The organism is Gardnerella sp. c11Ua_71 (assembly GCF_055818025.1).
Map to the genome: position 1 here is coordinate 222788 of NZ_JARFVR010000001.1, position 20135 is coordinate 242922.

The window sequence follows — 20135 nt, forward strand, 5'->3', positions numbered from 1 at the left end:
TTTTTAAAGGCGTGCGCAGTAATACTCAAGCAGTAATCGATGCGAATCTGCGCAAGTTTTCTACAATGCGAATTATGCGCTTATCCATCACTTTACCGCCCAAAATAACGCCAACAACCAGAACGATTGCACCGTTTATTACAAACAGTATGCTTGCAATCCACAAAAGATTCATGTTAATAGCCACAAACACAATAGCCAAAGCAATAGACGGAATCATGCATACGAAAGATAGCAGCATAAAACCTATTGGAGCAAAAGATCTAGCGCCAGCAGAGCCTTGCGGCCTAGAAAATGGCTTTTCGATTGATGATACAGGGTACATTGCAATGCACGAAGAGATTAAGCCGATTCCTATGGTAGCAAAAGCTATTCCGATTGGTGAAAGAGTTTGGAACAGAATTGCATTTACACTTTGATGAACATTTAATACGAAGAAAAGAAAAACGTAAACTCCTACTCCAATAATCGCAAAATACACAGCGCAAATGGCGGACCAAACTATTGCGTGCGCTAAGCGATCGTGCAAGCCTTTTACACCAATAATCGCGTGCATAGTAAAAGCTGTGCCATCGTATGCAATATTGTTTCCAACAACCATGCCCATAAGCGAAGCAGCATAGATAAGCCAGCAAGAAACACCTAAGTCCTGTGCCATAGAAGCAAATCCTTTAGTTTTGAAAGTAGCTCCTCCTGCAACTATCAGCATAAAAAGCGGCGTAAGAAGCAAAAACAGTTGACGCATGTCTCTTCTCATAACGCTAATAATTCGCGCAATAATCGCACCAACTGTGTTGTCTGGAACTGCTGCAAATAAGCCGATTCCTTTAGTTTTAACAACTGTTTTTTGCTCGCCGCGAAGTAGCTTCGGCTCTAATTTTGCGCAAAATACGGATATTGCAAAGCAAACAGCAATCGTTACAACGCAAATAAAGAAGCGAATAACAAGCGCAAGCCAATTGCCATTAATGGCGTCAAGAGGCAAAGCCATAGCCGCACTTAACGGCGTAAAAGCAGACGCAGCGCAGAAACTTGAGCCGAGCACAATTCCGCTTGGATTTTTGTTACCAATATTCACAGTGGCAACAAAAATCATGTACGCTATAAAAATGGCAAAGTAGAAAATGTTTCTTGAATGCTTGTTTATTAAAATAGTATCCAAAAGTTCAATAAGCATTTTGCTTAAAGACACGATTGTTGCAACGTAAAGCGGAGCTGCAATTACGCTGACTAAAACCGGCACAATTCCAAAGCTTCTGTACGCTAAAGACCACAAAGCAAGCGCGATTGTGCAGCTTATTGAAAATGCTCCAAAAAGAGAGCCAAGAAGCATGCCAGCTTGCTGCTTTACGTAAGGAATGCCATAAAGCGCAAAACTGCGCGATTTTAGTGTTGTGTCGCTGCCTAACATAAACAGGTTTATAAACAGCGTAAAAATTGACACAATCGACATAACCATTATTGGAGCAAGTTGGAATTCCTGCCAATTTTTAGCGTCTGCAAGCATTCCTGGATCAATGTACTTGCCAGTTTGCCAGCCGGCAAAACCAAGAGCGCATATAATCGCAAGCCCAAAAACAATGACTATACCAAAGCCAATTTTTTGCCACATTGACTTTCGCATAACAGAAAAAGTAAGCGCCCAGCGAAGGCGAACCATTGTGAAAATCATAGACATTACGGCTCTCCTTTTTTAAGCGTTGAGATCGGTGGAAGATGCAGGAGCATTATCAGATTTACCGCCATTAAGCCAGTCGATGCGTGCAGCAGCGTGACGTCCGCCAACAAGCTCCATAAAGCGATCTTCAAGATCTTTGCCCTGAGCCACCTCTTCAAGAGTGCCAGAAGCTGCAACATGACCTTCGTTAATGATTGCCACGTGCGAGCACATTTTTTCAACCAATTCCATAACGTGCGAAGAAATAATAACCGTACCGCCAGTAGAAACATACTCGGCGAGAATATCCTTCAAATTTGCGCTAGAAACAGGATCCACTGCCTCAAAAGGCTCATCGAGCACAAGCACGCGCGGGCTGTGAATCATAGCTGTTGCAAGGCAAATCTTCTTAGTCATACCAGTTGAATAGTCAGAAACAATAGTATTTGCAGCTTCTGTTAAATCGAAAGCAGAAAGCAAGTCGTTTGCACGCTTTACGGATTCCGCGCGACTCATATCGCGAAGCATGCCAGCGTAAGTTAAAAGCTGAAGACCAGTAATCGTCTTAAAAATCTCATCTGCTTGTGGCATTAAACCGATTGAGCGCTTAGCGCTATTTACGTCGCTCCAAACGTCGTTGCCAAAAATCGAAGCCGAGCCAGCATCTGGCATAAGCAAGCCCGTAAGCATTTTAATCGTAGTGGTTTTGCCAGCACCGTTCGGACCTACCAATCCGTAGAAAGAGCCTGCTGGAATGTCTAAAGAAAGATTATCTACAGCAACTTTTTTTCCAAAAGTCTTAACAAATCCGCGAATAGAAACCGCTGGAACTTCTTCATTAGTAGCGTCGTAAGCGTTTACGCCAAAAACTGGAACACTGCCAGACGCATTTGCAGAAGGAACAGAATCTACCATAAAAACCTCGCAATACACAGATAAACGCACGTATTGCGCCACATTATTGCGCAATCGCACGTTTACATCAAGGCTTCTATTATCTCATATATTGCGTATGAACGCACTACGAGATTGCATAAATTACACCGAGCTAGGTAGAGATTCGAGATTTTTCGCAGCGGATGAAGCGTATCGCTCGCGCGGATTAGCCGCGCTCACGCCTTCGCTTGCGTTGAAAGCACACTGTGCTTTCAACTTTGAGCAAGCTCAGCGAATCGAAGTGCATTCGCGCGCTACGCTTTAAGCGCTCATGCAAGTCGATTCGCAGTCCTCCGATGGTGATTCGCTGAAGCAGCAAGAAAAATCGAGAATCTCAGTGATTAAGCAATACGCAATTGTTCAAGTACGTAGGAGGGCTGGGTGATTCTTGGTCGAACAATATAAGAGCGGCAGCCGATACCAAATAATCCAAATGATCAACCACTACAAACAAACTTCAACCCAAAAACAAAATCAAAACCAAATCGGAACAACCGCAACAACAAACTACACGTAAGAGGCGAAGCGTTGTGAGACAAGAAACACCAAGCCCTCCTACACACCAAACAGGAAGTAGCGCAACACCAAACAGAGAATTTCGCGCGCTCGCTCCGATTTACCGACCCGTGTGATGAATCGGCTTCCACTCGCTCTTAGAGAACACAGCTTGGAACGCAATCGGCACGTACGAAAGCATAAAAATAGGGAAGCTTAGTGCGTACGCAAAAAGCTCTTTGTTAGTGGCTCCAAGCTTATCGTGTTCTACAAGAATGGTAAGCGAAACAAACACCATCATACCTAAAACGCTTGTGACAGTAGTGGTTATAAAGTTAAGCGTCGAGTCAATCTGGCTTGTCCAAGTGACGAATCCAAACGCGGCAAAAATAAATCCGAGTATGAGTCGCACAATCGCAAGCACCATAAACGGGCATAGCATAAGCGTAAAGTCAACTGACGAAAAATCGCGCTCGCGGATTCCGTGACGTATAAGAGCTGCTCCGTAATAGCGGAACACTTGCAAGAAGCCTTTACTCCAGCGCAACCTCTGTCTCCAGCTTTGCCTAAACGATACTGGCTGCTCGTCGTAGAGAACCGCCGATCCGCAATAACCCACTTTGTCACCGTGCAAAATCGAGTCCATTGTAAACTCAAGGTCTTCTGTAAGCAGATGGAATTTCCACCCGCGATTTCTGTGCATGATTTCGCGCGAAAACATGAATCCTGTTCCGCCTGCATGGCAGCTAGACCCAAAAAGCATGCGCGAATTGTTGGTAAATCGCGATTCGCGTATAAACCACAATGCCGACCCAGAAGACACCCAATTATCCGATAAATTCACTGAGTTTCGGTAGCTTGTTAGAATCTGGTATCCTGCATGGAATCCTTTGTTCATCTCTTCAAAATAGTGCAAATCCAGCTTATTATCGGCATCGAAAACAAAGTACGCGTCGTAATCTTTGTCTTTTCCAAACTCCATTATGTGATCCAGCAGGTAGCTTAAAGCGTAGCCTTTGCCAATATGCTGCTTATCGAATCGCTCTATAACATTGCACCCGTACTCTCTTCCAACTTGCGCCGTGCTGTCGGTGCAATTGTCGGCGACTAGCCAAATGTCGATTAATTTTTGATCGTAAGTTTGGGATTGTATGCATTTTATGAGGTTCCCTATTACAGCTTCCTCATTGCGCGCGGATATTAGAACGGCGTAATGCTTGTCCATTGGTGCTTGCGGAAACACAATAGGCTTTGCTACAAGCGATGCGACTGCGCAAACACCTTGATATACAACGCTACTTACGCCAATTATGATTACTAAAACGTCGAAAATAGACAAAAGAATCATTTATTCCACCCACTTCGTGGATTACTATTTGAGTTTGTTGCTTTTTTATTTTCTTTTTTATTTTCGTTTGGAATTGTACCAGATTTATTTGTTTTTGACTTTAGTTCTTCCTTATCTTGATCGGTTGCTTGCGACTTATCCGAATCTGAATTTTCTGCGCGTTTTTTAGCAATATCCTTATTTACCGCGTCTAAAATATCGCGTGAAATTGCCATAGTTTCAACATACCCAGAATCGTCAACTGAATTTTCATTTTCAATAGTTTCGTCTGAAGAATTATAGGCTTGCTTATACCAATACATAATGTCTTCGTTAATAGATACTCGAGATGAAGAGCCTTTCATAACTCTAAGCACACTATCTTTAACAGGTTTAACAAAACTGTTTCTTATAGTTTCAACACTCGTAACCATAATTGATTTACGATTAGGCTTTGGATCGTCCATTAAAGGTGAAGAAACTAGATTGTATTGTTTTGTACAAACTTTGAGAATTGCCTGCAAACTAGCGGTTACTGGAAGTGCTAAGAATGCACCGAGAGCACCAAACACAGCACCCATAATCAACACCGATAAAAAGGCTACGGCAGGATTTAAGTCCATGGTTTTTTCGGAAATCTTAGGTGAAATCACCATGTTTTCAATCTGCTGATAAATTGTCACAAAAATCAAAACTGCTATAGCTGATCCAAAACCATTAGATCCCCACGCAAATAAAATTGGCAGTGCTCCACCTAAATATGTTCCTATTGTCGGAACAAATTGCGAAACGATTCCACAAAACAGTGAAAGCGGAAGCCAATATGGAACATTCATGAATATTAGGAAAATCGCAGTACCCGTTGCGTTAATAGCTGCCAAAATTGTGCGCGAAAATAGGAAGCTTGATATCTGCTCCTGTACAACGGACCAGATAAATAAAAATCGCCTCTGAGACTTAGGATTCAACAGCCTACACACACTTCTGCGCATAGAAGGACCAGCTGCAGAAATGTAATAGGTCACCATAAGAATAGTGAGTAAATCAAGCAAAACCGCCAATAATCCCCACGTTGTATTAATTGCTTGTCCAGCAAAATCTACAACCCAAGAGGTTTGAACGTGTTTAAGAATTTCCATGCCGAGTTGCTCAATGTTTGGCATTTTGAAACCAGTGGAATTTAGTACAAAATGGGCAAACTGGTTGTATAAATCAGGTAGACCTAAAACCATGGAAACTGCTTGTTGCACAAAAAGATTACCAAAAAGCACAAGAAGCAAAATAACTATTACAAGCAGCCCAAACAAGCTTGCCAAAGATGCAAAAGCTCTACTCCACCCGTGTTTTATGAGCCGCACAACAAGAGGTTCAATTGCCAACGCTATAAAAATGGATACTACAACATCGAAGACTATAAAGGCGATATTTCCCCAAGCAAACCATACAAAAATCGCTACGAACGCTGCAATAACAGCATACATAAGCGCGCGGCTAAGCCAATCTGGCGGGCGCCTATCATCCCCTTTGGCTGGGAAAATCGCGGATAAATCAAGCTTTGCACTTGTGCTGTGATTATCTATACTGCCTTCATGTTGTTCTTTATTATTCATAAAATACATTGTACTTTATAACGTGGGAGCACGAGCCGCTTGCATGTTTTGTGCATATAAACACAAATAAGTAGCGTGTAACACAATCGTAACCAGATAGTCGAGTCGCTGAAATCCAAAATCTTATGCAACAATCTAAACTATTTACTGAGATTTTTACGAAAGGATTGTGCATGACCACTTTACAAACTAAAGAAGATGCCGAAGCTTTGATTAAGCAAGAAGGCATTGAATACGTATCAGTTCGATTTACCGATTTGATTGGCGTTCAGCAGCATTTTACTGTGCCTGCAAGCGAGTTCTTAAACAGCGCTTTTACAGATGGGATGGCTTTCGACGGCTCTTCTATGCAAGGATTCCAAGCTATTAACGAGTCCGATATGAAGCTGATTCCAGACGTAGACACCGCATACATTGACCCATTCCGCAAGCATAAGACTTTGAATGTTGCTTTTTCGATTGTGGATCCTGTAACAGACGAGCCTTATTCTAGGGACCCTCGCCAAGTGGCAATTAAAGCCGAAGCCTACTTAAAGGCAACTGGCATTGCCGATACCGCAAGCTTTGCTCCAGAAGCCGAGTTCTTCATTTTTGACAAGGTGCGTTTTGCAAACGACATGCAACGCTCCTTCTACGAGGTGGATTCCAACGAAGCTCCATGGAATTCTGGCATTGATACTGAAGATGATGGCAGCAACAACATTGGTTTTAAGAATCGCGTAAAGCACGGCTACTTCCCTGTTCCACCTGTTGATCATAATCAAGACTTGCGCGACGACATGGTTTACAACCTTCAAAAGGTTGGCTTGATTCTTGAGCGTTCTCACCATGAGGTTGGCGGCGCAGGTCAGCAGGAAATCAACTACCGTTACAATACGCTTGTTCATGCTGGCGACGACTTAATGAAATACAAGTACGTTGTTCACGAGACTGCTGCTTTGGCTGGTAAGGCTGCAACATTTATGCCTAAGCCAATTGCTGGAGATAACGGCACTGGCATGCACTGCCATCAGTCGCTTTGGAAGGATGGTAAGCCATTGTTCTATGCGGAAACTGGTTATGCTCAGCTTTCCGATATTGCGCGCTGGTACATTGGCGGCTTAATTAAGCACGCGTCTTCTGTGCTCGCTTTTACAAATCCTTCACTTAACTCTTACCACCGCCTTGTTCCAGGATACGAAGCCCCAGTCAACTTGGTTTACTCTGCTCGTAACCGTTCTGCAGCTATTCGTATTCCTCTTGCTGGAGAGGCTCCTTCTGCTAAGCGCATTGAGTTCCGCGCTCCGGATCCTTCCTGCAATCCATTCTTAGCGTTCTCTGCTCAGCTTATGGCTGGCTTAGACGGCATTATGAACCACATTGAGCCTCCTGCTCCTGTTGATAAAGATCTCTACGAGCTTCCTCCAGAAGAGCATGACGGCATTAAGCAAGTTCCTTCTTCACTTGGTGAGGCTTTGCAAGCTTTGGAAGAAGATCACGACTTCCTTATGCAAGGAGATGTGTTTACTAGCGACTTGATTGAAACTTGGCTTAATCTAAAGCATGAAGAGATGGATATGGCTCGTTTGGCTCCAACGCCACTCGAGTATGAGCTTTACTTCCATATCTGATATTTGTGATTAATAAAATCCCCCGCAAGAAAACTTGTGGGGGATTTTATTTTGCATTCGTCTTTTATTTTAAATCGCAAAACCGAGTGTTCTAGCAGCAGTTACAGGAACAGCCTCATCAGCCCAATAATCCTCAAGATTTTCATCTGTAGAAAGCGAGCGCATCTCAGCACGATCAATATAAAGCTCTCCGCGTAAATGATCTGTTTCATGCTGGAAGATTCGCGCTGGCCAACCATGTAAACGTTCAGAATGCTGCTTACCATCTTCATCTTGCCATGTAGCTTGAATATCTAACCAACGCTGACGAACCGCCTGATATCCTGCAACACTCAAGCATCCTTCGTAAAAACTGCGTGTTTGTGTTCCAATTGGTTCATAGTGGGGATTTATGATCGCCCTAAATGGCAATTCTGCAATATCCCTAGGATCATCTGCATCGTCTCGAACATGGTCTTCTACAACAGCAATTGCAAGACCTAAACCAATTTGCGGAGCAGCTAAGCCAACTCCTGGTGCATCTAACATAGTGCTGTGCATAAGCGAAATAAGCTTATTAAGAGTAGCACGCGTTAGCTGACCATCGTAAGCCACTGTTCGTTGTCTTAACACAGGCTCTCCTGCTTGAACTATAGATAGCACGCCATCGTCTGTAGCGGAATCTAAAAGGCGCTCCACCGCGCGGCTAAGCTTAGTATCAACACTTGCGTGATGCGTAAACATAGGGCTCCTTTACCAAGGCTAATTCTACAAAACTTCTAAAGTAATTTACAAAGCCAACTTTGATTATTGTTGCTAAATCACATACGCTCAAACAACAATACCAAAAGGATTAGTATATCAAGGTTATCTGTTTTTTGTAGCTGTAAACGGCGTGTCTAACAACATTCTCAGGAAATCGCTCGCGCGTTACAGCGCGCTCACGTCTTCGCCGCGCAGAAGCAGTGCTTCTGATCTAAGCGGCTCAGCGCTCCGAATTACCTTTTCGCGCTACGCTCTAAGCGAAAAGGTAGGTCGTCGCGCGCTACAGCTTAAGATTATCAGTTACAACTTGCGCAAGTCGTGCACAAACCTCATCTGCTTGCTCTTGCGTTGCAGCTTCACACATAACGCGCACAAGTGGTTCTGTTCCGCTTGGTCGAAGAAGAACGCGCCCCGTATCTCCCAAAAGCGCGCTTTCTTTTTCTACCGCTTTAAGAACAGCAGCATTAGTTTTAGCTGCCATCTTATCTACATTCGGCACATTGACTAAGCATTGCGGAAGCTGAGGGAAGTCGGCAGCCATTTGCGAAAGCTTCTTGCCTTCGCGCACAACCTCGCGACACAGCGTAAGTGCTGTAAGTGTGCCATCTCCCGTGGTTGCAAACTCGCGATTAATCACATGACCCGACTGTTCACCGCCAAGAGAATAATCGCCTCTAAGCATCTCTTCTAGAACGTAGCGGTCTCCGACGCTTGTTTGAACAGTGGAAATACCCATGTCTTTTAGCGCAAGCTTTAATCCAAGATTGCTCATTACTGTAACAACAAGAGTATTGTGATTCAGCTTTCCTTCGGCTTTCTTAGAACGCGCAAGAATGCCCATAATTTGGTCGCCATTAACCATGTTTCCTTTTTCGTCTACAGCTAGGCAACGGTCTGCATCACCATCGAAAGCTACTCCTAAATCGGCGTTAGACGCCTTAACCATAGCTTGCAATTGTTCTGGATGTGTGGAACCTGCGTGATCGTTAATATTGTATCCATCTGGAGAAGCGTTAATTACTATTACTTCTGCGCCTGCTCTGCGCAATGCTTCTGGTGCTACTACAGACGTTGCACCATTTGCGCAGTCTGCCACAACTCTTAATCCCGAAAGAGGTTTTGGACGTGTTGATGTTTCGCTGTTTAATGGAGCAACAGAAGAAACGAGGTGATCGATGTAAAGGTTTGTTGCGGTAATAGTGTCATGGCTGATTCGTCCAACGCCGCTGCCTGTAGGACGCTGCCATTCTTTGCCTAAAACAGCCTCAATCTCGTCTTCTTTGCTATCTGGAAGTTTGAAGCCTCCGCGTGCAAAGAACTTAATGCCGTTATCTGGCATTGGGTTATGCGAAGCAGAGATCACAGCTCCCATTTCTACATTGAGCACAGAAGTTAGAAAAGCCACGCCAGGAGTTGGTATTATGCCAGCATCGATCACATCAAAACCGCCCGCACTCATTCCAGCAGCCAAAGCCGATGCTAAAAAGTCTCCAGAAACTCTAGTATCTCGCCCAACCAACGCTCTGCGTCGAGCATGCATTTTCTTCCCTGCATCTTCGTTATGCGACTCGCTACTATGCGTTGCTTCACCTAAAACACGTACTGCAGCATCTCCTAAATCCAATGCAAGCTGCGCGGTTAAATCTCGATTGGCTAATCCCCTAACACCATCTGTTCCGAACATATTTGGCATAACCAGCCTCTTTCGTCTAACTAATAGTCATTGCTATTTACACATTTTGTATATTATCTACAAATAATCTTGTAAACACACGCTGTTCATTATTTTACCCTGCATGCCACTAAACGCGCCACTGACCACTGACATAATCTTATTTCTTATTTGCAATTAACTTTGGTTGAATTACGGGTAATCGGGGTAATCGCTACCCTGAAATCACTACTTGCAACAATACATTGATAATCAAAAAGCCACTTAGCAAACTAAGTGGCTTAGAATTTGTACCCCCTAAGAGAGTCGAACTCTTGTTGTCAGATTGAAAGTCTGGTGTCCTAACCGTTAGACGAAGGGGGCTTTAACCAAACCATATGATATTAACACTCATAAACTCACATAGCAAATTACGGCGTGTTGAATCATTTCGTCACTCATTTAGCAACATAAGTCAAATCGTGAATTTTTCTACCTGCTTCTAATCCTTTACGCTCAAAATTCGTCAAAACCCTACCTTCAAATCTTACAGATTCCGCGAAATCAGCATGAGGTAAATCTTTAGCATCTTGAGCATTGCCCTTACCAACATGCTCAATCGGCAAACTTACTTGTAACTTTCCAGTATTTTCAAAATCTTCTCGTTCATCCATAACTTCATGAACATGTAGTGCATAATCCTCAATATCCGTAGCAATTCTCCAAACACCTTTATCAATAAGTGCGTTATGCACCGCATCTGCCAAAGACGGCTGCACAATCCTACGCTTGTGATGTCTCATTTTAGGCCATGGATCTGGGAAGAAAGTCCAAACTTCTTTCAAAACACCATTAGAGCATGAAGCTAGAAAATCAGGTGCATTAACTTGCGCTATTCTAAGATTTTCTACACCCTGTTTTCCAGCTAATAGCATTGTGTGTGCCACTCCTGGATCATAAACTTCTAGTGCAAGAAAATTAATATTTGGATTTGATTCGGCTGCGGCTACAATATTTTCGCCCTGACCAGATCCTATTTCTACAATAAGAGGATTCGAATTACCCCAATTTTTAGCAACCCAGTTGGAGTCTGCCAGCAAATCGCTTTTTACACGTAAAGACCCTAAACTATCTTCAACATTTAATAAATATTGGCTTGAATATCGCTCTTTTGCTCGCTCAAGACGCGCGTCCAAACGAGCAGACCTTCTTACAAAAGAAAGAATTACTCTAGCAGAACCATTGTCTTTATCATCTTTATTGTTTTTATGCTTATTCATACAATTCAATTCATCAGATTCCAAAATATTGGATTCTAATTCGTCAGATTGCAAATTTACTATTTGAGATTCTTCCACTTTATTCCACTTCTATTCACATAAAATTGTTCAACTACGACTCATAATATCAACTCATCGTATGGTATCAAAGCAGCAAAACAGGGTGAGGATGGATAATGTAGGTAAGACGCAAAAACAAAAAGCGCTAGAAGCAATCAAACACTTCTAACGCTTATTTTGACAGTGGCTCCGAGCGGGATCGATCCGCTGACCTAACGATTTTCAGTCGTTCGCTCTACCAACTGAGCTACAGAGCCATGATGAATAAAAAACCCGGCGAACCGGGTATTCTATTAATCGCGACCCCGGCCGGACTTGAACCGGTGACCTCCGCCGTGACAGGGCGGCGCTCTAACCAACTGAGCTACGGGGCCGTGGCTTTGTTCTCTCGAACAGCCGAGTCACTATCTTACAGAATCCTTAGCAAAATGCAAGTGCCGCGCGTGTTCGGCGTGTTGCAGCACAAAATCAAGCTATTATTCAAGCTCAGCAGCTCCAGTGCAAAGCTGATAATACTCCCCACGTTTTGCCAATAATTCCTCATGCGAACCGCGTTCAATAATGCGACCGTGATCCAGCACCATAATCACATCAGAATTGCGCACTGTGGACAGTCTGTGAGCGATTACAAATACAGTGCGCCCTTCCATCAAAGAATCCATTCCACGCTGAACTAATTCTTCAGTATGCGTGTCAATCGATGAAGTTGCTTCATCGAGAATCAACACAGGCGGATTTTCTACTGCAGCACGAGCAATAGAAATAAGCTGCTTCTGACCTTGAGAAAGCCCTTCACCGCCATTGTTAAGCTGCGTATTGTATCCGTCAGGAAGATGAGAAATAAACGCGTCAGCATGAGCCAATTTTGCAGCTTGAATACAATCTTCGTCGCTAGCATCAAGATTTCCATAACGAATATTGTCCATTATTGTGCCAGTAAATAAATTCACATCTTGCAAAACAGTGCCAATAGCGTGACGCAAATCCGTTTTGCAAATATCGCGCACGTCAATGCCATCATACAAAATTTGCCCATCATCAATGTCGTAAAAACGCGTAAGAAGGTTAGCAATAGTAGTTTTTCCAGCACCTGTAGCTCCAACAAGAGCAACTTTTTGACCAGGTTTTGCAAACCACGTAATATCGTGCAAAACTGGATGATCTTCTTTGTAGCCAAACACAACATCCGTAAAACGCACGTCGCCTCGAAGCAAAGTATAGCGGCCATCCTTAGAAGTGCGAGCATCTCGCTTTGCATGGCACACAATCTCTTGAGCCATTTCACTTAAGTTTTGAGCGCACTTTTTAGCTTTAGTGCCATTATCTTGCTTTGACCTTTTCCAAGCCCAATAAATATTGTTTCCTTCAGATTGTTCGTCTACTTCTTCAAGCACATCAAATTCTGATTTTTCTCCAAGATCTTCAGCAGACTGAAGTACACGCACTTTAACTAATTGCACACTGCCAGAATCAAGTTCTGGCTTTTCATCAAGTAACTCAAAAATACGAGAAGCTCCTGCAAGAGCCATCATAAGTGCGTTAGCTTGCATTGTAATTTCGCCAATAGGGTTAATAAATGCGCGCGAAAGTGCCAGCAAAGATATAAGCGTACCTAATGTAAGAGTACTAGATCCAGATAATCCCAGCGTTGGCAAACCAGCTGAAGCAGCCCACGCACCAAGTAAAGCAATTAATACATAAAGCAAATAGCTTGCATTACTAATAACAGGCATTACATTATTCGCATAAGAATTGGCACTTGCAGAAATTTTTTGCACTTTTTCTATGCAATTATCTAATTTTTCAATAGAATCTGTCTCATGATTAAAAATTTTAATCACTTTGCTGCCTGTTGCAGATTCTTCAACAAACTCATTTAACTCGCCTAATGCATGCTGGAATTGCTCAAATAAACTGCCAGATTTCTTTAGCATAAAACGCACTAAATAAAGCAACATTGCAGTAAATATAGCTACAAAAACTGCAACCGGAAGCGATAGACACATAATAGATATAAACGCTGCCAAAATCGACATTAGTGCAGAAAAAGAGTCCGGAAATGCCCACGAAATTGCCTCACGAAGAACCTCAGTATCGTTTGTGTAACGGCTCATAATATCGCCGTAACCTTGAGAATCTAAGTAACGCAATGAAAGCTTCTGCTGATGCTTAAACATAGAATCTCGTAAATCACGCATAACACTTTCAGATATATTCGCAACAAGCCTGCTCCAAAGCCAAGAACAAAACACACCAACAGCGTAAACACTTGCCATCAGAATAATCATGCGAACAAGAGGCGTCCAATCCTGATTATGCTTACCGACAAGCGGAAGAATATACGAGTCAACAAGAGATTGCAAAAACATTGCGCTTGCAGCTTGCACGATTGCGCTAACTATTATTGATGCAATAATTACGCAAATTTTAACTCGATACACAAGCACATAAGAGGCAAGTCTGCTAAGAGTTTTCCAACTAATAGCTGAATCATTTTTAGAAGAGTGAGCCGTTTTATTATTAGCCATTGTTATTTAGCTCCTTCTTCTTTAGTTGCGCTAGTTATTCGACTTTTTTCTTGAGAAACCGCCATATTTCTGTAAATTTCACAAGATTTAAATAATTCATCATGCGAACCGTTAGCAACAACACGACCATCTTTAAGAACAACAATAATATCCGCATGTTCGATTGAAGATATGCGCTGAGCAACGATAATTTGCGTAGAATCAGGCATAAACTTTTTCAAGCCATCGCGAATTTTACTATCCGTTTTCATATCAACCGCACTCATCGAGTCGTCGAGGATTAAAATTTTCGGCTTCCTCAAAAGTGCGCGCGCAATGCACAAACGCTGTCGCTGACCACCGGAAACATTCTTACCACCCTGGTCAATATGCGTATTGTAGCCGTCTGGTAAATCTTTAATAAACTCATCAGCACAAGCAATTTCGCAAGCTTGACGCAAATCATTATCGCTTGCTTCCGCCCTACCCCAGCGAAGATTTTCTGCAATTGTGCCACTAAACAAAATATTTTTTTGTAGAACAACACCAACTTCTTCACGCAAACTAGAAGAATCATAATCGCGAATATCTTTTCCGCCTACAAAAAGAGCACCAGAAGTTACGTCATAAAGTCTTGCAATTAATTGCACTAAACTTGATTTTCCAGATCCCGTTGCACCAACAACGCCAACAGTTGCTCCAGAAGGAATAGATATATTTATATCATGTAAAATTTCCTGTTCTGCTGGAGTGGATTCATCTGTATTATCTGATTGAGGATAGCGTAACGAAACATTTTCAAAACGCACAGAAGCGTCAGAAAGCTTTGTAAGTGGATGCTTGGAAACAACTTCAGTATTTCGAGATTGCAAAACATGTGAAATACGATGCATCGAAGCTCGAGCTGTTAACGACATTACAAAAACTGCAACTAAATTCGCTAAAGCAAACAAAATTTGCAAAGCATACACTACTAATGCAGCAAGATTTCCCGTTGTTAAACCAAAAGCAGGATTATTTCCTGAAGCCACAATTTCGTGCGAAGCCAACCACGCAATAAGTAGCATGCCAGAATAAAAACATAAGTTAAACAAAGGAATACTACAATTTAACACATACTCAGCTTTAATAAAATAATCATAGATTTTATGTGAAATACGCGTAAAACGACTTATTTCATAATCAGAACGCACATAAGACTTTACGACGCGAATATTATGCAAATTCTCGCCAACTCTATTATTCATCTCGTCAATCATTCGATAAATTCGAGAAAATGCTGGAGCAACTATACTAGCTCCAACAGCGCCAATTGCACCAATAATAGGCACAAATGAAAGAAAAACCCACGAGATAGCAGGGCTAATTGAAAAAGTAAACCACCAAGCAGTGATGATAATCATAACGCTGCGAATACCAGAGCGAATAATCATTTGGTAAGCAAATTGCACATTTGACACATCACTAGTCATACGCGTAACAACAGTACCGCTAGAAAACTTATCTAAATCAGAAAAACTTAAACTTTGTAAGCGTGAAAACATGTTGTGACGTAAATTTTTACCAAAACCAGCACTAGAATGAGCGCAACAAATACCAGAAACAACGCCTGCAATCATTGCAATTGCAGCAAAAATAAGCAATTGCAAACCATAATATTGCACAGCTTCTTGAGAACGTGACATAATACCAAAATCAATAAGATTTGACATTACTGTAGGGATCTCAATTTGCATAGCAGCTTCAACGAGAATAGTAACAGCTGTTAAAACGCCAAGAAAACGGTACTTTTTTAAAGATGATAGAATCGTACGCAATGCACAAGGAGGATTATTTTTAATTTTTCGCGAATTGTCCTTCAAATTCCCCGCCATTGTGCTCCTCCCCATATATAACGTAATGTGTAGGTTTAATAATATCACTTCTCAAATTTTAACTATTGCGCATGGCGCATTTCCGTATTGAGTTACTTCATTACCAAATGCATAAATAGATGAATCTTTGACATAGTAGTATACAGACAAATCACATACGAAAAAGTGCTTCTACACATTCAAATTATAAACAACGATTGATTTCATCTTATAAAAAATTATATAATGAAAGAATGTATATTCGCATGTATAAAGAGGTACTGTCATGAATATAAAAATCTATTAATAGAATACTTACTTGCTCAGTAGCATTATCCATGTCTTTTTTACTACCATTGCAAGTTCAAGCCAACACCCAAGAAGAAACTTATGAGTAACACAAAGATAGTTGGCGCTGTAGCACAGCAGAAAGGCATTCGTGTCGACTTGCAGTGAGAATTTCCACATTAATATCAACAATTATGTGAGGAACAATATGAACAGCAAACACGTAGTTCTACTGCCAATAACGCTGCTTTGTTATATTTCGTCAGCTATTTATTTCTTTAAACAATTAAAGGACTTAAAAGACGATAACACTTGTATTAATACTGTTAGTCTCACCATTCAAGCATTCGTCCTATTAATATTACTAATCTATCTTTTATATTTATGCAAAGAAAAAACATACCCAACTGTATATCGTTTAGTTACAGTATTTATGAGCATAGTTAGCATAATTCTTTTGACAGTTTGCAATACAGATGTTACTAGGTTAATTATATTTAGCTTAACATGTGTATATGTATGCATTCTTATAATCGTCCGCAAACATTGTTAAATATATCGTATGAGTGGCGCATTCAATAGGATTACGAAGCGTCACCTTCGCCTTGCACTCGATCCTTGCCGTATATTGATGGAATAAAACGCTCTTGATCGTGTAGCTTTTCCCAGATTACAGGCGGATTTTGTGGATTTTCCAGCGACTTTGGCACGTCGATAATTCGCTGATTACTAGAGCCGCGGAATTGCAATAGCGAATCGTGAAGATTCTTCATATATCGCCCGTCAACAAGAATGTCAATGTATCGCAATAACTCAAGCTTGTCAGGCGTCTCGCCTGGTCGCATAAGCTCTTCCCAGGTGTAACCAGTCCAACTCCAAATATCTTTTGTATTACCGAATTCGCTTCGAATACGCTCACATAGTGGAATCAATATACCAGTGTTAAGCAGCGGCTCACCGCCAAGAAGCGTCAATCCTTGTACATAAGGCTGCGATAAATCTTCCATAATTTGATCTTCGAGCTTTTGAGTATAAGGGTGACCAGCGCGAAAATCCCAAATCGACTCGTTATAGCATTCAACGCAGTGGAATGGGCAGCCAGAAACGTAAAGCGAGCAGCGGATTCCTTCGCCATCTGTCATAAGAAATCGCTTATAATCTGCCACCATCCCCTTGCTCATGCGCTCACTAGACCATTGACCTGCGCGAGGATTGTTAGAAAGAGAGGTAGGAATCCACGGTCCACGGTTAACGTCTGATGGAGCAAAATCATGTAAACTTATGCGAGCCATAGTCAACCTCCTCTAGCTTTAAATATTTTATTAAATAATCTTAAATAAACTTTTGTTAGATTGTATTAACTTTTGTTAAATAAAATAAAATCCAGCCGTCAAAAAATGCGATCAACATTTTCTAACGGCTAGATATATTACATATCACCAAATAATAAACACAAACTAAAACGTTATTTCACGCTATTCCGCTACTACTTGGTCTCCTCGTACCATTCACGAGACTCACCGTTGTTAAGAACAACATGACCAGTTTCTCCAGACATGTGCTTAACGCGATGAGCGATTTCCTCGTGACGTCCGTGAACCATTGGACGCTGAACAGGATTACCCAAGTAGCCACAAGTGCGCTTAGTAACATTGCACTTATCTGGGTCACTGTTTCCGCACTCTGGGCAGCGGAAGCCTTCTTTAGTCGGTTCAAAATCGCCCTGGAATCCGCAAACGAAGCAATGGTCAATCGGAGTGTTCGTACCCAAGTAGCCAATACCAATCTTGTAAGCATAATCCCAAACAGCCTCCAAAGCTTTAGGATTTGCCTGCAAGCATGGGAACTCGCAATAGTTAATAAAGCCGCCAGAAGCAAGATACGGGAAGTCAACCTCGTAGCGGAGCTTCTCCATAGGAGTTGGCTGCAGCCAAACCGGATAGTGGAAGGAATTGGTGTAGAAGTCGTGATCGGTAACGCCTTCAATACGACCAAACTTCTGACGATCCATGCGGTTAAAGCGATCCGTCAAAGACTCAGCAGGAGTTGAGTAAACGGAATAATGGTAGCCTTCAGCCTTTGACCACTGCTGGCAAAGCTGATTCATTCGGCGAACCATAGAAAGCGCAAATTGCTTGCCATCTTCGTTCCAACTGTGATCTTGCATCCAATCCTTGCCAAAGAACACGGATGTAGCCTCATACAAGCCAATGTAGCCCAAAGACACCGTTGCACGCTCGTTGCGGAACAGCTGATCCACGCTTTCGTTAGCTTCCAAACGACCAAAAGCACCGTAGCGGAACAGCGTTGGAGCATTCACAGGGGTTGCCTGCTTGCAACGCATAATGCGGAATCGCAGAGCCTGATGAGCCACTTCCATACGCTCGTTAAAAAGCTTCCAGAATCGGTTCACGTCTCCATGAGACTCCAGCGCAATACGCGGCACGTTAACTGTCACAACGCCAAGATTCATACGACCGTCTTCCACGTCTTTGCCAGTCTTTGGATCAATCCAACCCTGAAGGAAGGATCGGCAGCCCATAGGAGCCTTAAAGGAGCCAGTAATCTTAATAATATTCTCGTAGAACACAACATCTGGATACATGCGCTTAGTAGAGCACTCAAGCGCAAGCTGCTTCAAATCGTAGTTCGGATCGCCAGCATCTGCGTTTACACCATGCTTAATAGTAAACACAAGCTTAGGGAAGATTGCAGTATGACGATCTTTGCCGAGTCCACGAATACGGTTAAGTAAGATAGCGCGCTGAATTTCGCGAGCAAACCAAGAAGTACCCAAACCAAATCCAACAGTTACGAACGGAGTCTGACCGTTAGAAACGCGGTTGGAATTAATCTGATATTCCATTGTTTGCATAGCATCGTAAATCGCCTTGCGCGTCATAATCTTTGCGTAAATTTCACGAATCTGATCAAGCTCACTCAAGTTTTCATCAAAAGGAGTATCAGCAGGAAGCGGATCCCTATCCGAACAATGAAGATTCTTAGGCTCCTGAGCTTTCAAACCGTCAATCATATCTTTGGCAACTTCGATCGGCGTGGAATCAGGAATCATGGCATGAGCCATAGCAAGATTCTTATTGTAATCGCACTTAGCGTAAGGCTCAAGCATCTCGTCTGCACGATTAACTGTTTGACCGCCGTACTGTGCGCCTGCAATATCCTTAATAATCTGCGTAACCTGAGTTGCAGCAGTGCCAATAGACTTTGGGCTATCCATCATTGCGTTACCAAGAGCAAATCCCTTAGCGAGCATATCACCAAAATCTGGGAGCGAGCAGTTGCTCATGCAAGTAAATGGCGAATAATCAGCATCATGGAAGTGAATATCACCCTTCATATGCGCGTTAGAAACTGCATGAGGAAGCATAGAAAACGCGGAAGCCTTGGAAACAGCGCCTGCAAGAAGATCGCGCTGAGTGGCGTAAACATTGGAATCCTTGTTGGCGTTTTCGCGAACAAGCGACTCATCTCGGTTTACAAGACGATTTACTGCTTCGTTAATATCGGTTGCCTTAGCACGGTCAATATCTCGGTTTAGACGATAGCTTGTGTAGCAACGCGCAACTTCGTAAAGGTGATTTTCAATAAGACCATGCTCGACAAGAGTCTGAATATCTTCAATCTTTGCAGGTCCATTGTAACGATCCTGAATTTCAGCTTCTATATGGTCCGTAATATCGCGAATCATCTGCTCTTCTTGAGGACCGACTTCTTTGCGCAAGTCCTTAAAAGCGGCTTTGATTGCCATAATAATGTTCATTTGATCAAAATCGACAACGCGACCATCACGCTTTTCGACCTGCACACGAGACTTCTTAGAAGAATCACTATCCGAGATAGAATCAGCCATTTCTACATCAACATCGCTTAGCTGCGATTCTAAAGTCATGTCTTCTAAAGTCGTACCAGAGACCTGCATCCTACAGACCTTTCTTACATCTACAGTTTATTTATCCTGTTATCCATCCTGTTTTGAATAATGACCATTATTCAAAACAACTTGCTCAACTATAACCCAACCTCTGCACAATATCTAGGGAACTTTATTCAAAAAACAAACTATATATAGTGATTTTGGATATTTTCGCGATTTTTG

Annotated in this window: 13 protein-coding genes and 3 tRNA genes; 2 read left to right on the plus strand and 14 right to left on the minus strand. The window is 42.3% G+C overall.

What is annotated here, in order from left to right:
- Positions 1 to 25: 25 nt before the first annotated feature.
- Positions 26 to 1678 (minus strand): hypothetical protein, encoded by a 1653-nt coding sequence (locus P0106_RS00955; protein WP_180947261.1) that lies wholly within the window; start codon positions 1676 to 1678, stop codon positions 26 to 28.
- Positions 1679 to 1693: 15 nt separating this feature from the next.
- A complete protein-coding gene (locus P0106_RS00960; RefSeq protein ID WP_004115766.1) occupies positions 1694 to 2572 on the minus strand; it encodes an ABC transporter ATP-binding protein in 879 nt (292 codons plus the stop codon).
- A gap of 97 nt (positions 2573 to 2669) precedes the next feature.
- Here P0106_RS00960 and P0106_RS00965 point away from each other — a divergent pair, with 97 nt between their 5' ends.
- On the plus strand, positions 2670 to 2858 hold the full coding sequence (locus P0106_RS00965; protein ID WP_032837316.1) for a hypothetical protein: 189 nt from the start codon (positions 2670 to 2672) through the stop codon (positions 2856 to 2858).
- Between the two features lie 351 nt (positions 2859 to 3209).
- Here P0106_RS00965 and P0106_RS00970 read toward each other — a convergent pair whose 3' ends face one another.
- The gene (locus P0106_RS00970) at positions 3210 to 4436 is read right to left on the minus strand and encodes a glycosyltransferase family 2 protein (protein WP_004112225.1); all 1227 of its coding nucleotides are present in this window, start codon (positions 4434 to 4436) and stop codon (positions 3210 to 3212) included.
- The gene (locus P0106_RS00975) at positions 4433 to 6025 is read right to left on the minus strand and encodes an AI-2E family transporter (RefSeq protein ID WP_004112223.1); all 1593 of its coding nucleotides are present in this window, start codon (positions 6023 to 6025) and stop codon (positions 4433 to 4435) included. Before P0106_RS00975 ends, P0106_RS00970 begins: the two co-directional genes overlap by 4 nt.
- Before the next feature lie 173 nt (positions 6026 to 6198).
- Here P0106_RS00975 and glnA point away from each other — a divergent pair, with 173 nt between their 5' ends.
- Positions 6199 to 7635 carry a type I glutamate--ammonia ligase gene (gene glnA / locus P0106_RS00980; protein ID WP_004112221.1) on the plus strand — a complete coding sequence of 479 codons (1437 nt, stop codon included), beginning with the start codon at positions 6199 to 6201 and terminating at the stop codon, positions 7633 to 7635.
- Between the two features lie 69 nt (positions 7636 to 7704).
- Here glnA and P0106_RS00985 read toward each other — a convergent pair whose 3' ends face one another.
- The 10 genes from P0106_RS00985 to nrdD form a co-directional block, all read right to left on the minus strand.
- Positions 7705 to 8358 carry a peptide deformylase gene (locus tag P0106_RS00985; RefSeq protein ID WP_004112219.1) on the minus strand — a complete coding sequence of 218 codons (654 nt, stop codon included), beginning with the start codon at positions 8356 to 8358 and terminating at the stop codon, positions 7705 to 7707.
- A 301-nt stretch (positions 8359 to 8659) separates the two neighbouring features.
- Positions 8660 to 10072 (minus strand): phosphoglucosamine mutase, encoded by a 1413-nt coding sequence (gene glmM / locus P0106_RS00990; protein ID WP_004112216.1) that lies wholly within the window; start codon positions 10070 to 10072, stop codon positions 8660 to 8662.
- A gap of 270 nt (positions 10073 to 10342) precedes the next feature.
- Positions 10343 to 10414 (minus strand) — tRNA-Glu (locus P0106_RS00995).
- 74 nt (positions 10415 to 10488) lie between these two features.
- Positions 10489 to 11388, minus strand: coding sequence for a tRNA (guanosine(46)-N7)-methyltransferase TrmB (gene trmB / locus P0106_RS01000; RefSeq protein WP_116437858.1), 900 nt, complete (start codon positions 11386 to 11388; stop codon positions 10489 to 10491).
- 166 nt (positions 11389 to 11554) lie between these two features.
- Positions 11555 to 11627, minus strand: a tRNA-Phe gene (locus tag P0106_RS01005).
- A 43-nt stretch (positions 11628 to 11670) separates the two neighbouring features.
- Positions 11671 to 11744 (minus strand) — tRNA-Asp (locus P0106_RS01010).
- Between the two features lie 102 nt (positions 11745 to 11846).
- Positions 11847 to 13898 (minus strand): ABC transporter ATP-binding protein, encoded by a 2052-nt coding sequence (locus tag P0106_RS01015; RefSeq protein ID WP_004112211.1) that lies wholly within the window; start codon positions 13896 to 13898, stop codon positions 11847 to 11849.
- Positions 13899 to 13900: 2 nt separating this feature from the next.
- Positions 13901 to 15751 carry an ABC transporter ATP-binding protein gene (locus tag P0106_RS01020; RefSeq protein WP_004116953.1) on the minus strand — a complete coding sequence of 617 codons (1851 nt, stop codon included), beginning with the start codon at positions 15749 to 15751 and terminating at the stop codon, positions 13901 to 13903.
- An 851-nt stretch (positions 15752 to 16602) separates the two neighbouring features.
- On the minus strand, positions 16603 to 17310 hold the full coding sequence (gene nrdG / locus P0106_RS01025; RefSeq protein WP_410312432.1) for an anaerobic ribonucleoside-triphosphate reductase activating protein: 708 nt from the start codon (positions 17308 to 17310) through the stop codon (positions 16603 to 16605).
- A 194-nt stretch (positions 17311 to 17504) separates the two neighbouring features.
- Positions 17505 to 19958 carry an anaerobic ribonucleoside-triphosphate reductase gene (gene nrdD / locus P0106_RS01030; RefSeq protein WP_174142738.1) on the minus strand — a complete coding sequence of 818 codons (2454 nt, stop codon included), beginning with the start codon at positions 19956 to 19958 and terminating at the stop codon, positions 17505 to 17507.
- Positions 19959 to 20135 lie beyond the last annotated feature (177 nt).

Bases quoted from the DNA above. Each gene is read 5' to 3' on its own strand.
- P0106_RS00955 (WP_180947261.1), bottom strand. From the start codon at position 1,678: ATGTCTATGATTTTCACAATGGTTCGCCTTCGCTGGGCGCTTACTTTT.
- P0106_RS00960 (WP_004115766.1), bottom strand. From the start codon at position 2,572: ATGGTAGATTCTGTTCCTTCTGCAAATGCGTCTGGCAGTGTTCCAGTT.
- P0106_RS00965 (WP_032837316.1), top strand. From the start codon at position 2,670: ATGAACGCACTACGAGATTGCATAAATTACACCGAGCTAGGTAGAGAT.
- P0106_RS00970 (WP_004112225.1), bottom strand. From the start codon at position 4,436: ATGATTCTTTTGTCTATTTTCGACGTTTTAGTAATCATAATTGGCGTA.
- P0106_RS00975 (WP_004112223.1), bottom strand. From the start codon at position 6,025: ATGAATAATAAAGAACAACATGAAGGCAGTATAGATAATCACAGCACA.
- glnA (WP_004112221.1), top strand. From the start codon at position 6,199: ATGACCACTTTACAAACTAAAGAAGATGCCGAAGCTTTGATTAAGCAA.
- P0106_RS00985 (WP_004112219.1), bottom strand. From the start codon at position 8,358: ATGTTTACGCATCACGCAAGTGTTGATACTAAGCTTAGCCGCGCGGTG.
- glmM (WP_004112216.1), bottom strand. From the start codon at position 10,072: ATGCCAAATATGTTCGGAACAGATGGTGTTAGGGGATTAGCCAATCGA.
- P0106_RS01015 (WP_004112211.1), bottom strand. From the start codon at position 13,898: ATGGCTAATAATAAAACGGCTCACTCTTCTAAAAATGATTCAGCTATT.
- P0106_RS01020 (WP_004116953.1), bottom strand. From the start codon at position 15,751: ATGGCGGGGAATTTGAAGGACAATTCGCGAAAAATTAAAAATAATCCT.
- nrdG (WP_410312432.1), bottom strand. From the start codon at position 17,310: ATGGCTCGCATAAGTTTACATGATTTTGCTCCATCAGACGTTAACCGT.
- nrdD (WP_174142738.1), bottom strand. From the start codon at position 19,958: ATGCAGGTCTCTGGTACGACTTTAGAAGACATGACTTTAGAATCGCAG.